Origin of the sequence: Caldovatus sediminis, from assembly GCF_014644455.1 — a bacterium.
Classification (GTDB): domain Bacteria; phylum Pseudomonadota; class Alphaproteobacteria; order Acetobacterales; family Acetobacteraceae; genus Caldovatus; species Caldovatus sediminis.
Window position 1 is genome coordinate 83041 of the sequence record NZ_BMKS01000015.1, and the last position, 17056, is coordinate 100096.

Sequence of the window (17056 nt, forward strand, 5' to 3'; positions counted from 1 at the left end):
TCCTGGCGCGGCATTCTGGCGTCTCGGCGCGGCGAGGGCGAGGGGTGGCGCGGCTTGACGGCGCGCCCCGGGCGGCGGTTCATCGGAGCGGGCAGCGCGGAAGGCGGGCGATGAGGGCGGAGGGCGAGGCGACGGGGCCGCTGGGCGGCGTGAGGGTGCTCGATCTCAGCTCCTACCTCGCGGGACCCCATGGCTGCGCGCTGCTCGCCGATCTCGGCGCCGAGGTGATCAAGATCGAGGCGCCGCAGGGCGACCTGATGCGGCAGTACCCCTCGACCCTGGAGGCGGAGAGCCGGATGTTCCTCGGCGCCAACCGCGGCAAGCGCGGGGTGGTGCTCGACCTCAAGCGGCCCGAGGGCCTCGCGGTGCTGCACCGGATGGTGGAGCGCGCGGACGTGCTGGTGCACAATTTCCGCCCCTCCGTCCCCGACCGCCTCGGCATCGGCTACGAGCGGCTGCGCGCGATCAATCCGCGCCTGATCTGGTGCGCGCTGACCGGCTACGGCGAGAGCGGCCCGCTGAAGGACAAGGCCGGCTTCGACCAGGTGCTGCAGGCCATGACCGGCATCTGCGTCTTCCAGGGGGAGCCGCGCGGGCAGCCGGAGATCGTCGCGGGCTCGGTGGTGGACTACTACAGCGCGGCGATGCTGGCCTACGCGGTGGCGGCGGCGCTGTACCGGCGCGAGCGGACCGGCGCGGGCGAGCGGGTCGGCGTCTCGCTGATGCGCAGCGCGCTGACCCTGCAGGCGGGGCGCTTCGTCTGGGCCGAGGGCGAGCCGCGCGCGATCGGGCGCGACATGCGCTCCGGCGGGATCACGGGGCTGCATCCGACGAAGGAGGGGGTGCTCTACCTCCAGGCCAACTCGGCGCATTTCTGGAGGGCGCTGTGCGAGCTGGTCGGCCTGCCGGAGCTGGCGGAGGACCCGCGCTACGACACCATCCGCAAGCGCGCGCAGCGCGCCGGCGAGATCGTGCCGCGGCTGCGCGAGGCGCTGCGGGCGCGCACCGCGCTCGAATGGGAGGCGCTGTTCGGCGAGCGCGTGCCCTGCGCCGCGGTGCGCGCCATCGAGGACATGTTCGACCACCCCCAGGCGGTCGCCGAGGGCATGGTGGCGGAGTACGAGCATCCGAAGGTCGGCCGCTACCGCGGCCTCGGCAAGCCGCTGGTGTTCGGCGGCGGCTCCGGCCCGGCGCCGCGCACCGCGCCGCTGCTCGGCCAGCACACGGCGGAGGTGCTGGCGGGGCTCGGCTACACCGAGGAGGAGATCGCGCGGCTGCGCGGGCTCGGCGCGGTGGCCTAGCCGGGCGGCATGACGAGACGGAGAAGGAGGCAAGCGATGCCGATCTACGCCCTGGACGACCGCGTGCCCGTCCTGCCCGAGGCGGGACGCTTCTGGGTGGCGCCGGACGCGCACGTGATCGGCCGCGTCGCGCTCGGCGACGAGGTCGGGATCTGGTTCGGCGCCGTGCTGCGCGGGGACAACGAGCCGATCGAGATCGGCGCGCGCTCCAACGTGCAGGAGGGCGTGATGATGCACACCGATCCGGGCTTCCCGCTGCGCATCGGCGCCGGCGTCACCGTCGGCCACCACGCCATCCTGCACGGCTGCACCATCGGCGACGATTCGCTGATCGGCATGGGGGCGACGGTGCTGAACGGCGCGCGGATCGGGCGCAATTGCCTGGTCGGCGCCAACGCGCTGGTGACGGAAGGGAAGGAATTCCCCGACAACTCGCTGATCGTCGGCGCGCCGGCCAAGGCGGTGCGCGAGGTGGACGCGAAGATCCGCGAGATCATCCGCGTCTCGGCGGAGTTCTACGTGAACAACTGGCGCCGCTTCGCCGCCGGGCTGCGCCGCATCGGCTGAGCTGGGGCGCGCCGGGGCGGCCGGCGCGGGTCAGGGATCCCGCGTTCCGCGCCACTCCGGCAGGACGCTCGCGTCGAGCGGCAGCACCTGGCCCATCCAGAGCGCGCGGTCGAGGTGGTCGGCGCGCGGCGCGTCCGTCTCCGGATGCACCAGCACGGTCAGGCCGCGCCGGTTCAGCATCAGCCAGGGGACGAGCGTGGCGAACAGCTCGACCGGGAAGGCGATCTGGAACATGGCGGCGGGATGCGGCCCGACCGGCGCGTCGTGCCAGCGGCCGAGGAGCGCGGCGGGGAAGCGCGCCTCGACCTCGGCGCGCAGCCGCGCGGCCTGCGCGCGCGTCGTGGCGGGGTCGTAATAGACGTGCGCGTGGTAGCCGGTGACGGTCTCGGGCGGGATGGCGCTCATGGCCGGGCGATCCTCGCGCGCCGGGGGCCGGCGCCGCAAGCGCGGCGTTGACCGGCGCCGGGGACGGCCGCGCCGCGCCTTGTTGCGGCGCGGCGCCGGGGGCTATGGTCGGCGCGCGACAGGCTGTGGCGGGCCGTGATCCGGCGACGGCGGCTCCGGATGCGCGCGGGGCGGGGGAGAGGCGATGGCTGGACCGAGGACGCTGCTGGAGAAGATCTGGGACGACCACCTGATCCTGGAGGAGGACGGCCAGTGCCTCCTGCTGGTCGGCCGGCACCTCGCCCATGACGGCTCCTACCACGCCTTCTCCGCGATCGAGGAGCGCGGCCTGACGCTGCGCCGCCCGGACCAGACCTTCGCCACGCCGGACCACGGCGTGCCGACCATCAGCCGCCGCGTCGAGGACATCGCCGATCCGGCGCAGCGCCGCGTGGTGGAGGCGCTGCCGCTCAACGCGGCGAAGTACGGCTTCACCCTGTTCGGCCTCGACGACCCGCGCCAGGGCATCGTGCACGTGGTGGGGCCGGAGCAGGGCGTGACGCAGCCGGGCCTGATCCTCGTCTGCGGCGACAGCCACACCTCGACGCACGGGGCGCTCGGCGCGCTCGCCTTCGGCATCGGCGCCTCCGAGGTGGCGCATGTGCTGGCGACGCAGACGCTCTGGCGCAGGCGGCCGCGGACCATGCGCATCACCGTGGACGGCGAGCGGCCCGCGGCGGTGACGGCGAAGGACGTGATCCTCGCCGTCATCGCACGGATCGGCGCGAACGGCGGCGCGGGGCACGTGATCGAGTACGCCGGCTCGACCATCCGCGCGATGTCGGTCGAGGAGCGGATGACGGTCTGCAACATGTCCATCGAGGCCGGCGCGCGCGCCGGCATGGTGGCGCCGGACGAGAAGACCTTCGCCTATCTCGAGGGCCGCCCCTTCGCGCCGCAGGGCGCCGACTGGGAGGCGGCGCTCGCCCACTGGCGGACCCTGCCGACCGACCCCGGCGCGCGCTTCGACGCGGAGGTGGCGCTGGACGCGACGGCGCTCGAGCCGATGGTGACCTGGGGCAACAGCCCGGAGGACGCGCTGCCGGTGACGGGCCGCGTCCCCGACCCCGCCGACGCCGCCTCCGAGGTGCAGCGCGCGGCCTGGCGCGAGACGCTGGAATACATGGGCCTCGCGCCCGGCCAGCGGCTGACCGACATCGCGGTGGACCAGGTGTTCATCGGCTCCTGCACCAACGGGCGGATCGAGGACCTGCGCGCCGCCGCCGCCGTCGCGCGGCGCGGCAGGGCGGTGGTGCCGGCGATGGTCTCGCCGGGCTCGACCCTGGTGAAGCGCCAGGCCGAGGCGGAGGGGCTGGACCGCATCTTCAGGGAAGCCGGGTTCGAGTGGCGCGAATCCGGCTGCTCCATGTGCGTCGGCATGAACGGCGACCTGGTGGGGGCGGGCAGGCGCTGCGCCTCGACCTCGAACCGCAACTTCCGCGGCCGCCAGGGCAGGGGCAGCCGCACCCACCTGATGAGCCCGGCCATGGCCGCGGCGGCGGCGCTGCGCGGCCGCATCGCCGACGTGCGCGAGCTGACCGGAGGCTGAGCGCGATGGAGCCCTTCACCACCCTCACCGCCGTCGCCGCGCCGCTCGACGCGCCGAACGTGGACACCGACCAGATCGCGCCGGCGCGCTTCCTGCGCCGCCCGCGCAGGGAGGGCTACGCCGACGTGCTGTTCCACGACCTGCGCTTCTCGGCGCCGGGCGCGGAGCGGCCGGAATTCGTGCTCAACCGGGCGCCCTACCGCGGCGCGCGCATCCTCGTCGCCGACCGGAATTTCGGCGGCGGGTCGAGCCGCGAGCAGGCGGTGTGGGCGCTGGTGGACGGCGGCATCCGCTGCGTCATCGCCATCAGCTTCGGCGACATCTTCTGGGAGAACTCGGTCAAGGGCGGGCTCTTGCTGGTGCGGCTCGACGAGCCGAACGTCGCGGCGCTGCGCGGCCAGCTCCACGCGCAGCCCGGCGCGAGGATCACGGTGGACCTGGAGCGGCAGTGCGTCACCGGCCCGGACGGGCGGGAGCTGCCCTTCGAGATCGAGCCGGCCCGCAAGCGGCGCCTGCTGCACGGGCTGGACGAGATCGGCGTGACGCTGCGCCACGAGCCGGCGATCGCGGCCTTCGAGCGGGGCTACCGCGCGCGCCGGCCGTGGCTGTTCCGGCACGGCGCGGCGCGGGCGGGATAGCGGCATCGCCGACCGGGAGAGGCGCGGAGAGGGAGAGGCGCGGCCGATCCCGCCGTCCGCGGCGGCACCGCGACGGGCGGCAGAGTCGCCGCGGCCGGGCGCGGCCTCGCCCGGCGCGGGGCGGAGACGGCCGACGCCCGCGGCGAGCGTGTCACGCCGGGCTTCCCGGCTGCGAGCGGGCTGCTCCCCTTCCCCCGCCCCGTCCGACGGAACGCCGCGCTGCCGGAGCCGGCGCGCCGGCTCCCGACGCGGCGGGGACGGCCCCGGGCCGCACGACCGCGGCACGCCGGCGCTGAAGCGGCCGGTGCTGCTGGCCGACCCGCCGGCGGGCGGACGGCGGCTGCCGCACCGCGCGCGTGGCCATGTCGAGACGATGCGGTCCGGCGTCGTGACCTGGCGCGGGGGCGCCGACCGCGACGCCGCGCGGCCGGCCGCCACCGGCATCAGCCGGTCCCCGGTCGGCGGCGGCCCGGACGCGGCGCGCCGAGGGCGCGCGGCGGCCGCGTGGCCCGTTCCGGCGTCGTGCGGGTGAGCATCGCGGCGTAGAGCGCCGCGGCGAAGCGCGGGCCGAAGGGCGGCTCGCCCGTCATCTGCTGCTCCAGCACGCAGGCGGCGGCCTGCGCCGCGTCGAGCGCGGCGACGATGCCGAAGCCGCAATGGTAGGGGCCGGCGTCGAAGATCCGCATCGCGAGATGCGTGAGCCCGGGCCGCTGCGTCTCCAGCGCCTCGTCCACCAGCCAGAGGCGGCGGCCGCCGTCGAGCATGTCCTCGAGCCACAGCCCTGCGGCCCTGTGGCGCGCCGCGATGTGGAAGACCGAGAAGCGGGCGGTCTGCGCCATGCGCCGCGCGAGGGCCCGGTCCTCGCGCGTCGCCGGGCCGCGGGCGCCGCGGGCGGCGGCGAAGCGGTCGATCGCGCGGCGGCCGCTGGCGTCGGGGTCGAACAGGGACAGGTCGGCGAGCATCTCGATCGCCGCGTCGGGTTCCGCCCTCGGATCCGCGGGATCGAGGCCGAGCAGCCAGGCGGCGCGGGTGACCTCCGCCTCGGTGCAAATGAGCGGCGCGCCGCGCAGCACGCGCCGGATCGCGCCGCGCAGCGGCCGGTAGTGGGCGAGGACCTGGGTGCGCGTGGCGAGCGGCGCGGTCACCGCAGCAGTGCCGGCAGCAGCGCGTCCAGCCTGAGCCTGCCCTCCGGCGTCGCGACGAGGCGGCGGTCGTCGGTCCATGCCAGATACCCCTCCTCGATCAGCGCCGCGAGCATGGAGGAATCCACCGCCTCCGCGAAGGGCAGGCCGCCGCTGCGCGCCTCGACGCGCGCGGGGTCCACGCCTTCCGCGAGGCGCAGCCCCATCAGCAGCGCCTCGCGCGCGCGCTCGATCGGCGCGAGGGGCGTCTCCTCGGCGATCGCGTGGCCGTCGCGCCCGACGCGCGCGGCCCATTCCTCCGGCGCGCGGTGGCGGCGCGCGGCGAGCAGCGCGCCGTCGGCGCCGCGGGTGACGCGCTGGTGCGCGCCGGGGCCGATGCCGAGGTAGTCGCCGTAGCGCCAGTACTGCAGGTTGTGGCGGCTCTCGGCGCCGGGTCTCGCGTAGTTGCTCACCTCGTAGGGGCGCAGGCCGAAACGGGCGGCCTCCTCGGTGGTGGCGAGGTAGAGGCGCGCGGCCTCTTCGCCTTCCGGCAGCGCGAATTCGCCGCGGGCGTGCAGCGTCGCGAACCGCGTCCCCGGCTCGATGGTGAGCTGGTAGAGCGAGAGGTGGTCGGCGGCGAGCGCGAGCGCGCGGCGCAGCTCGGCGCGCCAGGACCCCTCCGCCTGGCCGGGGCGGGCGTAGATCAGGTCGAAGGAGAGGCGCGGGAACAGCGCCCGCGCCGCCTCCAGCGCCGCGACCGCCTGCGCCGCGTCGTGGCGGCGGCCGAGGAAGCGCAGCGCCGCCTCCTCCAGCGACTGCACGCCGAGCGAGAGGCGGTTCACGCCGGCCTCGCGGAAGGCCGCGAGCCTGCCGGTCTCCACGCTGGTCGGGTTGGCCTCGAGCGTGATCTCGATGTCCGGCGCGGCGTCGAAGGCGGCGCGGGCGTCCTCGATCAGCGCGGCGGCGGTTTCCGGCTCCATGAGGCTCGGCGTGCCGCCGCCGAAGAAGATCGAGACCAGCGGGCGCCGGCCGGTGCGCGCCGCCTCGAAGGCGAGTTCGCGGCGCAATGCCGCGCGGAAGCGGGCCTGCTCGATGCGCTCGCGGACGTGCGAGTTGAAGTCGCAGTAGGGACACTTGGCAGCGCAGAACGGCCAGTGGATGTAGAGCGCCAGGGGTTCCATCGCGACGGAGGATATGGGGCGTGGGCGGGGCGGGCGTCGAGCGGCGGGGCGCGGCCGGCGGCTCGGTCGAGCGGGTGCGCGCGGCGCTGCTCGCCGCGGGCCATCCGGACACGATCCGCGCCTTCCCGGCGGGCACGCGCAGCGCCGCGGAGGCGGCGGCGGCGGTGGGCTGCGACCTGGCGCGGATCGCCAAGTCCATCGTCTTTCGCGCCGGCGCCGTGCCGCGCGCGGTGCTGGTGATCGCCTCCGGCGCGAACCGGGTGGACATGGCGAAGGTCGCGCGGGCGATCGGGCAGCCGGTGAAGCGCGCCGACGGCGGATGGGTGCGGGACACGACGGGCTTCGCGATCGGCGGCGTCGCGCCGGTCGGGCACCTCGCGCCGCCGATCGTGCTGGTGGACCAGGACCTGTTCGCCTTCGAGCGGGTATGGGCGGCGGCCGGCTCCCCGACGCACGTGTTCGAGACGACGCCGGCCGAGCTGCTGCGCATCAGCGGCGGCGTCCGCGCCGCGGTGCGGGAGGGCTGACGCCGCGCGGGGGCGCAACGCCGGGGGCCCTGGCGGCTCCGGGACCGCCCGTCTAGGTTGACCGGCCCCGCACCGCCGCCGGCCGACGCCGGCCGGCGGACGGGCGCATCCACAGCGGAGAGACCGCCGACATGCCGACGACCGTCAAGGAGATGCTCGCCGCCGCCGAGGCCGCCGTGCCGCGCATCAGCGCGGAGGAGGCGAAGGCGCTGCACGGGGATCCGCGCGTGGTGTTCGTGGACCTCCGGGAACCGCCGGAGGTCGCGGCCTCGGGCAAGGTGCCGGGCGCGCTGACCATCCCGCGCGGGCTGCTGGAGTTCCGCGCCGATCCCGAGAGCCCGCTGCACGAGGCGGCGTTCGACCGCGCCAAGACGGTGATCACCTACTGCGCCTCCGGCGGCCGCGCCGCGCTCGCCGGCAAGACGCTCAAGGACATGGGCTACGCGGACGTGCGCAACCTCGGCGGCTTCAAGGACTGGGCGGCGGCCGGCGGCGCGGTGGAGCAGGGCTGAGCGCCGGCGTCGCGCCTGCCGGCGGCGGGCGCGCGAAGCCTCCGAACCCGGAGCGGCACGGGAATTCCATCGCGCGCGCGGGGTCGCGACGCTTGTTGATCCGTCGCCGGCGTGGTTGCGTTGGCGGCGCGACAGACCGCAAGAGGACGCGAAGATGGCACAGGAGGAAAAGGAAGCCGGGACTGCGGCGGCGGGCGCGCGGAGCGGCGCCGCCGGGACGGCGGTCGGGCTGCGGCAGATGGCCGCGGCGCTGGCCGAGGACCATGACTTGCCGCGGCGCCAGGTCGAGGCGATCCTCAACGACTTCGTCACCGCCTTCACCGACCACCTCAAGGCCGGCGCGAAGGTCCGCATCAGCGGACTCGGCGTCTTCCAGGTGCGGGACCGCCCCGCGCGCACCGGGCGCAACCCTGCGACCGGCGAGCCGATCCAGATCGCGGCGAGCCGCACGATCGCCTTCCGGCCGGCGAAGGAGCTCAGGGACGCGATCTGACGATGGCGGCCGGCGTCGCCCCGCCGGCCACGCCCCGGACGCCGGGCGCGAACCTCCGGCCCGACCGGCTTCGCCGCGTGGGCGGCGGGCCGCATGCGCGGGCGCGGCATCGGGCGGCGACCGATCCGCCGGCACGAGACGTCCGCCGCCCGCCGGACGCGCGTCAGTGCGGGCGGCCCCGCGGCGGGGCGATCACGGCCGCGGCGCGCCATTCCCCGGGCGGTGGCGGCGGCGGGTTGCGCAGGTGGTAGGCCGCGAGCCGGCGCAGCCAGTCCACCAGCACGCGCGGCGGCTGCCCGCCCGCGTCGCGGGCCGCGGCCGGATCGAGGCGGGGGAGCGGATCGCGTCGCAGCTGCACCGCCAGCCTCCGCAGCCAGGCGAGCAGCTCGGGCGGGGGAGGCCGCCGCGCCGCGCTGCCCGCCGCCCAGGCGCGCGCCACGGGCGCGGGGACGTGCCAGCCGCGGCGGCGCAGCAGGCGCGCGAGGCTTTCCGGTGTCATGGCCGTCCGCGCGAGGACGGCGCCGAATTCGGCCCTGGCGGGGTGGCGCGGCCGCGCGAGGGTCGGCCGTCGTCGGTCTCCCGGGCCTCGATCCGCCATCCGCCTGCAGCACCCCCGCGCGGGCCCGGACCGGTCCGGGCCCGCCGGGTCCAACACGCCGGACGCGAAGCGGAGGCCGGACGGACGGCAAACCCCGCGTGAGCGTCCCGTTGCCGTGGCGCATCGGGGGCCGCGGCCGGTCGGCCGGGCGGCGCGCCCCGGCGCCACGGCGGCCCGGCCGCGGAGGTATCGTGCCTTCCGCGCGGCGGAGGGCCGCGCCCGGCGATCAGTTGAGCCGGATGTCCAGCCTTTGCAGCAGCGGCGCCCAGCGCGCGGCCTCGGTGCGCAGGAACTCGGCGAACGCCTCGGGCCCCGCGGGCGCGGCGCTGACGATCCCCTCGGCGAGCAGGCGCTCGCGCAGGGAGCCGTCCTGCAGCGCGACCTGGGCCGCCTCGCTCAGCCTGGCGATCGCCGCCTGCGGCGTGCGCGCGGGGGCGAGCAGGCCGAACCAGGTCTGCGCGACCAGATCGGGATGCGTCTCGGCGAAGACGGGCTGGTCCGGCAGGCCGGGCAGGCGCCGCTCCGCGGTCCAGGCGAGGATGCGCGCGCGGCCCGTGCGATGCGCCGCGAGCCCGGAGGCGCCGCCCACCACCATCGCGTCGAGCGTGCCGCCGAGCAGGTCCTGCGTCTGCGCCGCGTCGCCGCGATAGGGGATGTCCTGCATGCGGATGCCGAGCTTCTCCTCGATCATCGCGCCGACGATGTGGTTGAAGCTGCCGCGCCCGTTGTGGCCGTAGTTGATGGCACCGGGACGAGCGCGGGCGAGGGCGACGAACTCCTCCACCGTCGCCGGCATGCCCTGGCGCACGACGAGGGCGAAGGGGAGCGTCGCGACCAGGGCGATCGGCGCGAAGTCCTCCGGCCTGTAGGGAAGGTTGCGGCCGATCAGCGGGTTGATGGTGAGCGTCGTGCCGGAGGGCATCAGCAGCGTGTGCCCGTCCGGCGCGGCGCGGGCGACGTGCTCGGCGGCGATGATCGTCTGCGCGCCGGGGCGGTTCTCGACGAGGACGGGCTGGCCGAGGCGCGGCGCCATGAGCTCGGCCATGATGCGCGCCGTGACGTCGGTCGAGCCGCCGGGCGGGAAGGGCACGACGATGGTCACCGGGCGGGTCGGGAAGGCCCCCCTGTTGCCGCCGGCTCCCTGCGCCTGCCCCTGCCGCGCGCCAAGGGCGGTGCCGGCGAGCGCCGATGCGCCGACGGCGAGCAGCCCGCGCCTTCCGGTTCGGATCATGGATCGTCCCTCGTTGCTGCCGGAGCGGAGAGGAGACACGGAGCACGCCGGCAGGACAAGGGACCGCTGCCCCTGCCGCTGGCGCGCGGCGGTTCGCGAGGGCCGGCCGCGGCGGAGGGCCCGGCGTCCCGTTCGAGGTCCGGCGCGTCCGGCTCCGCCTCGGCGGGGTCGTCCTCGGCCGGGCCGAAATCCCGCATCGCGGGGGATGGCGGCGCCCCGTCCGGTTCCGCGGCGGCCACTCCCGCCCGCGCCGCCTCGCTGATCCGGCGGCGGATCTCCGAGGAGGTCGGGCTGGCGATCGGCAGCTCCCGCGCCGGGGCGTCGAAGGCGCGGGCGAGCCGCGGCCCGAGGACCGTCGGGATGGAGCCGAGCTCCCGGTAAAGCCGGCGCGGCGGCGGCTCGCCGAGCTCCGCGGGGCGGTCGGCGCCGCGCTCCAGCGCACCGGGTCGCGCACGAAGGCGGCGGCCTCGACCTCCTGCCGCGGCAGGCGCGAGAAGACGTTGTCGAAGTCGAGGAACAGCGCCGCCCGTACCGCGTCGTCTGCCTTCCGTCGCGGGGCCGAGGCCGAAGGGGGCGGCGACACCGGGGGGCTGGCGCCCGCCGCGTCGAGGCCGGCGGGCGCCGCGCTTCCCGCTCAGGCGATGAGGAAGTCCGTGCCGAGCCCGGCGACCGTGGCGTTCTCGAGCAGCGCCAGCGCCACCCAGGAATCGCCGCCGCCGTCCTCGTCCACCCACACGCGCACCCCGGCGGCGTGCTCGGTGAGGCGCACATGGCCGCTCCCGGCCAGTTCCGCATAGGTGCTGCCGAAGGCGCCGAGGATGCCGGTCAGCACCAGGCGGTCGCCGTCGGCCGCGTTGAAGTCGGCGATGCGGTCGCCGCGATCGGCCATGTGCCGGAGCACGAACCGGTCGGGTCCGGCGCCGCCGATCAGCGAGTCCGCGCCGGGGCCGCCGACCAGCCGGTCGGCGCCGTCGCCGCCCACCAGCGTGTCCCTGCCGCCCTGGCCGTAGAGCACGTCGTTGCCGCCGCCGCCTTCCAGCAGGTCGCCGCGCACGCCGCCGAACAGCGTGTCGCTGCCGCCCTGGCCCCGGATCGTGTCCTCGCCGGTGCCGCCGCGGAGCGACTCCGCGGCGGCGGTGCCGACGATCAGCTCGCCGGCGGCCGGTCCCCCGCCGCCGCCCTCGATGGTGTCGATGTTGAGGTCGAGCTTCTGGTTCTGGCTGCCCATAGTGACGCTGCGGCTGACCGTCTCCGGCAGGCCGCCGCCCGAGAAGGTCACCGTGTAGGTCCCGGCGGCGAGCGGGGTCTGCCACCCGCCGGCCGACCAGGTGGTCAGCACGGTGGGGGTGCCGCCGGCGGCAGGGGCGATGGTCACCGTCACGCCGCCGAGGCCCTCGCCGGGGTCGTAGAAGTTGTCGCCGTCCTTGTCGTCGAAGGCGACGCCGAGCAGGAAGTACTGGGTGCCGGAGCGGGCGAAGTTCTCGGTGACGTCCGCCGCGGCCCAGCCCTTGTAATCGCCCTCGGCGAGGCCGATGCCGGCTTCCCGCCAGCGCGGATCGAGCAGGTTCGCCCGGTGCCCCGGGCTCAGGAAGAGCTGGTCGTGCAGCGCCAGCGCGGTGCCGGCGGAGATCGCGGTGCCGGAGCCGTAGCGGATGGCGATGTTCTCGCCGGCGGCCCAGCTCCCGGTGAACTCGTAGCCGGCGGCCGCCATGCGCTGGACCGGCGTGCTGCCGCCGGCGCCGGTGTGGGAGAAGGTGTCGGTGGCGAGCATCCACTCGCTGTGCCCGCGGGCGGCGTCGATCAGGTAGGGGTTGAAGGCGAGGGGCTGCTTGGGGTCGGTGGAGATGGTGCCGGACGCGAGGCCCTGGTTCAGGTCGATCCCGAGCCGGGCGGCCTCGGCGGCGGGGTCGAGCCGCGCGCGGTTGATCAGCTCGAGGATGTACTGCTCGTAGGCGGTCGGTTCGGCCATGCCCTGGGTCTTCCCCGTGTTGCGCGTGGAACGGGGAGGCTGTTTCGCGAAATTGGCGGGGATATGGCAGAAAGTTTATAAGAATTGTGGATACGATCTCCTGGCGGGCGAAGCCAAGCCGCCCGTCCGCCCGATCCGTTCCGGCCTGCGCCCGGATGCGCGGCGCGCCGCATCGGGGCGAGTGGCGGCGGACCGGGAACTCCGGCATCATGCCGCGCGAGTCGCGCGGCCCTGCCGACCCGCCTCGACCAGGCCCATGCCGCGCGGGGAGGAAAGACCATGCAGGGCAAATACACCAGCGGCGGCGCCCGGGGCGTCACGCGCCGCGCGGCGATCGGTGGCCTCGCGGCACCCGCCGCGGCCGCCGCCATGCTCGGCGGCGTCCGGGGGGCCTCGGCGCAGCCGAGCCGGGCCGCGGCCGGGGACGGCGGCGTCTGGCCCACGCGGCCGGTGCGCATCATCGTCGCCTTCGGCCCGGGCGGCGCGGCCGACACCGCGACCCGCGCCTTCGGCGCGCGGATGAGCGAGACGCTCGGCCAGCAGATCGTCGTCGAGAACCGGACCGGCGGCAATTCGGTCATCGCCGGCAGCGCGACGCTGCAGTCGCCGCGCGACGGCTACACCTTCCTCGTGGACGCGGCGCAGCAGCTCATCAACCCGCTGCTCCTCAGCGATCTGCCCTTCGACTACCGGGCGAGCTTCGTTCCGGTCTCGCAGCTCGTGTACTTCGCCCAGGTCATCGCGGTGCGGCGGGACTTCCCCGCGGCGACCATCGAGGAGTTCGTCGCCTACGCCCGCGCCAATCCGGGCCGCATCACCTACGGCACGCCGCCGGCGGCCGGCATGGCGCACATGGCGGGCGAGGTGCTGATGCGCGAACTCGGCTTCCGCATGACCCACGCGCCCTACCGCCAGGCGACCGACGCCGCGCGCGACGTCGGGGCGGGCAACCTCGACGCGGTGCTGATCACCACCTCCACGATCCGTCCGATCGTGCAGGCGGGCCGGGCGCGGGTGCTGGCGGTGACCAGCGCGCAGCGTGTCGGCGCCTATCCGGACGCCCCGGCGATCGCCGAGCGGCTGCTGCCGGGCTTCGAGATGAACGACTGGATGGGCCTGTTCGCCGCCTCCGGCGTGCCGGCGCCGATCGTGGCGCGGATGGGCGCGGCGGTCGGCGACGCGGCACGCGATCCCGCCGTGCGCGCGCGGCTGGAGCCGCTCGGCGCCGAGATGGTCGGCAGCACGCCGGAGGAGTTCGCCGGCTTCCTCGAACGCCAGCGCGAGCTGGTGACGCGGGTGATCCGCGAGGCGAACATCCGCCTCGGCTAGCGGCGCGGCGCGGCGGCGCCGTCGCGCGCCCCCCAGTCCGGCGCCGGGAGGCAGGCGGCGGCGAGGCGGGCGAAGGCGCGGGCACGGTGGCTGATGGCGTGCTTCGCCTCGGGGTCCATCTCGCCGAAGGTCTCCGCGTGGCCGTCGGGGACGAACATGGGGTCGTAGCCGAAGCCGCGCGTGCCGCGCGGGGGCCAGACCCAGTGGCCCTCCACCCGCCCCTCGAACCCTTCCGCGTGGCCGTCCGGCCAGGCGAGGACGAGGGCGCAGGTGAACCAGGCGCGGCGGTCGGGGCTGCCGGTGGCGGCGGCGCGCTCGGCGACCCGCGCCATGGCCTTGGCGTAGTCGCGGCGGCCGTCCGGCTGCACCGCCCAGTCGGCGGTGCGCACGCCGGGCGCGCCGCCGAGCGCGGCGACGGAGAAGCCGGAATCGTCCGCCAGCGCCGGCAGGCCCGAGGCGCGCGCGGCGGCGAGCGCCTTGATGCGGGCGTTGCCGAGGAAGCTGTCCTCGGTTTCCGCCGGCTCGGGCAGGCCGAGCTCGGCCGCCCCCACCGCCTCGATCCCGCAGGGCGCGAGCAGGGCGGCGACCTCGCGCAGCTTGCCGGCGTTGTGGGTGGCGACGACGATGCGCTCGCCGCGCGCGAGCCGCCGCGGTGCCGCTGCCATCTCAGCCGAGCCCCGCCGCGACGCGCTGCCGCGCGAACAGCTCCGCCGCGCCCTTGCGCGCCAGCGCGAGCAGCGCGGCGAGATCGCCCTCGCTGAACGGGGCGCCTTCGGCGGTGCCCTGCACCTCGACGATGCCGCCCTGGCCGGTGAGCACGAAGTTCGCGTCCGCCCCCGCCTTGCTGTCCTCGTCGTAGTCGAGGTCGAGCACCGGCACGCCCTCGAACATCCCGCAGGAGACGGCGGCGACCTGGTCGCGCAGCGGGTTGGCGGCGAGGATGTTCATCCGCCGGCAGCGCTCGAAGGCGAGGTGCAGCGCCACCCAGGCGCCGGTGATCGCGGCGCAGCGCGTGCCGCCGTCGGCGGTCAGCACGTCGCAGTCGAGCGTCACCGTCATCTCGCCCATCGCCTTGAGGTCGGTGACGCCCCGCAGCGCGCGGCCGATCAGGCGCTGGATCTCCTGGGTGCGGCCGGACTGGCGGCCGCGCGCCGCCTCGCGGTCGGTGCGGGTGTGGGTGGAGCGCGGCAGCATGCCGTATTCGGCGGTGACCCAGCCCTGCCCCGTGTTGCGCAGGAAGGGCGGCACCTTGCCCTCGACCGAGGCGGTGCAGAGGACCTCGGTGTGGCCGATGCGGATCAGGCAGGAGCCCTCGGCGTGGCGGGCGATGCCGGGCTCGAGGATGACGGGGCGGAGCTGGTCGGGGGCGCGGCCGGAGGGACGCATGAACGGGAACCTCGTTCGGCGGGGAGGCGCGGCTCCTACACGCGCGGCGGGCGGTGCGTCCAGCGGTCCGGGCGGGTCGGCGAGGCGGCCCAAGGATCCGCTCCCGCCGGCGGCCCCGCGTGGCGTCTGATTCGCGGCCGCGCCCCGGAGAGAACGGCGCGCCCCGCCGAGATCCCGGGACGGGCCGAAGGCATGCCCCTCCGCGGCGAGGACGGCACGCTCGGCACGCTGCATGGCCGCAGGGTTCGTGGTCGCCTCCTCGGGACGATGCGTCGCCCCTGCCGCCGTCCATTCGCCCGTCCCGGGCCGGATCCTTCCGGCCGCGTCGGCGCCGCGGCGGGCAGCGGCCCGTCCCGGCTACCGCGCGCGCGCGCCCGCCGTGCTAGGTTGTGTCGCATGTCCGCTGCCGAGATCCGGCCCGCCCGCCCCGAGGACTGCGCGAGCATCGCGACGGTGCACGTCGCCGCCTGGCGCGAGACCTTCCGCGGGCTGCTGCCCGAGGCGGTGATCGCGGCGCAGGACCAGGCCGCCCGCGAGGCGCTCTGGCGCCCCCGGCTCGAGGCGCCGCCCCCCGACTCCGCCGTGCTCGTCGCCGAGGAGGGGCCCGGCGGCCCGCTTGTGGCCTTCGGCGCCTGCGGCCCGCAACGCGGGACGGCGCTGCCCTTCCCGGGCGAGTTCCACGCGCTCTACGTGCTGCGCCGCGCGCAGCGCGCCGGGATCGGCCGCGCCCTGATGCGCGGGATGGCGGCGTGCCTGCTCGGCCACGGCTTCGATGCCGCGAGCCTGTGGGTGCTGCGCGCCAACCTCGCGGCGCGCGCCTTCTACACCGAGCTCGGCGGCACGCTGGTGGGGGCGCGCGAGAACCCGGAGCTCGGCGGCGCGCCCGAGGTGGCCTTCGCCTGGCGCGACCTGCGCGCCCTCGCCGGGCCGGGCGGGCCGGGCCGTTGACGTTGCGGCCCCGGCTCCCTAGGATTTTTGTCAGGCATTCCAGGGACTTCACCGGAACCATGGGCCCGCAGATCCGACCGCCGCGCCCCGGGCCGGTGGCCGCGTCCGAACGCGCGGCCCGCCGCGGCGAGATGCCGGGGCACGACCGGCGCCCCGTGCTCGACACGCGTTCCGCCGCCGTGCTGCGCGAACTGGTGGAAACCTACGTGCAGACCGGGGAGCCGGTGGGCTCGCGCACGCTTTCGCGCCGGCTGCCGCTGAACCTCTCGCCGGCGACGATCCGCAACGTGATGGCGGACCTCGAAGAGGCGGGGCTGCTCTTCGCCCCGCACACCTCCGCCGGCCGGCTGCCGACCGAGCGCGGCCTCCGCCTGTTCGTGGACGGGCTGCTCGAGTTCGGCGACCTCTCCGAGGAGGAGCGGGCGGAGATCGCGGCGCGCTGCGCCGCCTCCGGCCGCTCGGTGCAGGAGACGCTGGCCGAGGCGGGGCAGATGCTCTCGGGCCTCGCCGGCGCGGCGGGGCTGGTGGTGGCGCCGAAGAGCGACGCCGCGCCGGTGCGCCACATCGAGTTCGTCGGCCTCGGGCCGGGCCGCGCGCTCGTGGTGCTGGTCACCGGCGACGGCCAGGTGGAGAACCGGGTCGTCGAGGTGCCGCCCGGCCTGCCGCCGAGCGCGCTGATCCAGGCCTCGAACTACCTGAACGCCCGCCTCGCCGGCCGCACGCTGGACGAGGCGAGGCTCGCGATCGAGGAGGAGATCGCGGCGAACCGCAGCGCGCTCGACGAGCTGACGCAGCAGGTGATCGCTGCCGGTCTCGCCACCTGGTCGGGCGGCGGCGGCGGGATCCTGATCCTGCGCGGCCAGGCGCGGCTCCTGCAGAACGTGGACCAGCTCGCGAAGCTGCAGGAGATCCAGATGCTGTTCGAGCGCCTGGAGACGCAGGAGACGATGCTGCGCCTGCTCGACCTAGCGCAGCGCGCCGAGGGGGTGCAGATCTTCATCGGCGCCGAGAGCGGGCTGTTCGACTCCGCCGGCCTCTCGATGATCGTCGCGCCCTTCCGCACCGGGCAGGAGCGCATCGTCGGCGCGATCGGCGTGATCGGGCCGACCCGGATCAATTACGGGCGCATCATCCCGGTCGTGGACTACACGGCGCGGGTGATCGGCAGGCTGCTCGGCTAGCTGTCGCTGCCAAGGAGGTTGTCCCTCCGGGGCTGAGTTGGGAGGCTGCGGTTGCGAGGCCAACGACCACCGACCCGGAGC

18 protein-coding genes are annotated in these 17056 nt (G+C 76.0%); 10 read left to right on the forward strand and 8 right to left on the reverse strand.

What is annotated here, in order from left to right; all coding sequences use genetic code 11:
• The first annotated feature begins 110 nt into the window (after window positions 1-110).
• Together IEX99_RS18660 and IEX99_RS18665 are read left to right on the forward strand one after the other, a co-directional pair.
• On the forward strand, window positions 111-1301 hold the full coding sequence (locus tag IEX99_RS18660; RefSeq protein ID WP_188903074.1) for a CaiB/BaiF CoA transferase family protein: 1191 nt from the start codon (window positions 111-113) through the stop codon (window positions 1299-1301).
• Between the two features lie 36 nt (window positions 1302-1337).
• Window positions 1338-1868 carry a gamma carbonic anhydrase family protein gene (locus tag IEX99_RS18665; RefSeq protein ID WP_188903076.1) on the forward strand — a complete coding sequence of 177 codons (531 nt, stop codon included), beginning with the start codon at window positions 1338-1340 and terminating at the stop codon, window positions 1866-1868.
• 30 nt (window positions 1869-1898) lie between these two features.
• On the opposite strand, the gene IEX99_RS18670 is transcribed toward IEX99_RS18665, so the two are convergent.
• The gene (locus IEX99_RS18670; RefSeq protein ID WP_188903078.1) at window positions 1899-2273 is read right to left on the reverse strand and encodes a DOPA 4,5-dioxygenase family protein; all 375 of its coding nucleotides are present in this window, start codon (window positions 2271-2273) and stop codon (window positions 1899-1901) included.
• 184 nt (window positions 2274-2457) lie between these two features.
• Between IEX99_RS18670 and leuC the strand changes: the two genes are divergently transcribed.
• Window positions 2458-3861, forward strand: a complete 1404-nt coding sequence (leuC, locus tag IEX99_RS18675; RefSeq protein WP_188903080.1) for a 3-isopropylmalate dehydratase large subunit — start codon at window positions 2458-2460, stop codon at window positions 3859-3861.
• Window positions 3862-3866: 5 nt separating this feature from the next.
• Entirely contained in the window at window positions 3867-4499 is a 633-nt protein-coding gene (leuD, locus tag IEX99_RS18680) for a 3-isopropylmalate dehydratase small subunit (protein WP_188903082.1), read from the forward strand.
• A 443-nt stretch (window positions 4500-4942) separates the two neighbouring features.
• On the opposite strand, the gene IEX99_RS18685 is transcribed toward leuD, so the two are convergent.
• On the reverse strand, window positions 4943-5644 hold the full coding sequence (locus IEX99_RS18685) for a hypothetical protein (protein ID WP_188903084.1): 702 nt from the start codon (window positions 5642-5644) through the stop codon (window positions 4943-4945).
• Window positions 5641-6801 (reverse strand): radical SAM family heme chaperone HemW, encoded by a 1161-nt coding sequence (gene hemW / locus IEX99_RS18690; protein ID WP_188903086.1) that lies wholly within the window; start codon window positions 6799-6801, stop codon window positions 5641-5643. Before hemW ends, IEX99_RS18685 begins: the two co-directional genes overlap by 4 nt.
• A 20-nt stretch (window positions 6802-6821) precedes the next feature.
• Here hemW and IEX99_RS18695 point away from each other — a divergent pair, with 20 nt between their 5' ends.
• From IEX99_RS18695 to IEX99_RS18705, 3 genes are all read left to right on the forward strand, one after another.
• Entirely contained in the window at window positions 6822-7328 is a 507-nt protein-coding gene (locus IEX99_RS18695; RefSeq protein WP_188903088.1) for a YbaK/EbsC family protein, read from the forward strand.
• Between the two features lie 131 nt (window positions 7329-7459).
• Entirely contained in the window at window positions 7460-7840 is a 381-nt protein-coding gene (locus IEX99_RS18700) for a rhodanese-like domain-containing protein (protein WP_188903090.1), read from the forward strand.
• A gap of 154 nt (window positions 7841-7994) precedes the next feature.
• On the forward strand, window positions 7995-8333 hold the full coding sequence (locus IEX99_RS18705) for an HU family DNA-binding protein (protein WP_188903091.1): 339 nt from the start codon (window positions 7995-7997) through the stop codon (window positions 8331-8333).
• 163 nt (window positions 8334-8496) lie between these two features.
• Here the strand turns inward: IEX99_RS18705 and IEX99_RS18710 are convergent, their stop codons facing one another.
• The 3 genes from IEX99_RS18710 to IEX99_RS18720 form a co-directional block, all read right to left on the reverse strand.
• Window positions 8497-8832, reverse strand: coding sequence for a hypothetical protein (locus IEX99_RS18710; RefSeq protein ID WP_188903093.1), 336 nt, complete (start codon window positions 8830-8832; stop codon window positions 8497-8499).
• Between the two features lie 325 nt (window positions 8833-9157).
• A complete protein-coding gene (locus IEX99_RS18715) occupies window positions 9158-10162 on the reverse strand; it encodes a Bug family tripartite tricarboxylate transporter substrate binding protein (RefSeq protein ID WP_188903095.1) in 1005 nt (334 codons plus the stop codon).
• 634 nt (window positions 10163-10796) lie between these two features.
• The gene (locus IEX99_RS18720; RefSeq protein ID WP_188903097.1) at window positions 10797-12131 is read right to left on the reverse strand and encodes a CAP domain-containing protein; all 1335 of its coding nucleotides are present in this window, start codon (window positions 12129-12131) and stop codon (window positions 10797-10799) included.
• 279 nt (window positions 12132-12410) lie between these two features.
• Here IEX99_RS18720 and IEX99_RS18725 point away from each other — a divergent pair, with 279 nt between their 5' ends.
• Complete coding sequence (locus IEX99_RS18725) at window positions 12411-13460, forward strand: Bug family tripartite tricarboxylate transporter substrate binding protein (RefSeq protein WP_188903099.1); 1050 nt, start codon at window positions 12411-12413, stop codon at window positions 13458-13460.
• Here the strand turns inward: IEX99_RS18725 and IEX99_RS18730 are convergent.
• Complete coding sequence (locus tag IEX99_RS18730; RefSeq protein WP_188903101.1) at window positions 13457-14125, reverse strand: non-canonical purine NTP pyrophosphatase; 669 nt, start codon at window positions 14123-14125, stop codon at window positions 13457-13459. The genes IEX99_RS18725 and IEX99_RS18730 overlap by 4 nt on opposite strands.
• 1 nt (window position 14126) lies before the next feature.
• Entirely contained in the window at window positions 14127-14846 is a 720-nt protein-coding gene (gene rph, locus IEX99_RS18735) for a ribonuclease PH (protein WP_188903103.1), read from the reverse strand.
• Window positions 14847-15242: 396 nt separating this feature from the next.
• Between rph and IEX99_RS18740 the strand changes: the two genes are divergently transcribed.
• Together IEX99_RS18740 and hrcA are read left to right on the forward strand one after the other, a co-directional pair.
• Window positions 15243-15794: a GNAT family N-acetyltransferase gene (locus IEX99_RS18740; protein WP_188903104.1), complete on the forward strand. Its 552-nt coding sequence runs from the start codon at window positions 15243-15245 to the stop codon at window positions 15792-15794.
• Window positions 15795-15925: 131 nt separating this feature from the next.
• Entirely contained in the window at window positions 15926-16975 is a 1050-nt protein-coding gene (hrcA, locus tag IEX99_RS18745; protein WP_188903123.1) for a heat-inducible transcriptional repressor HrcA, read from the forward strand.
• The last annotated feature ends 81 nt before the right edge of the window (window positions 16976-17056 follow it).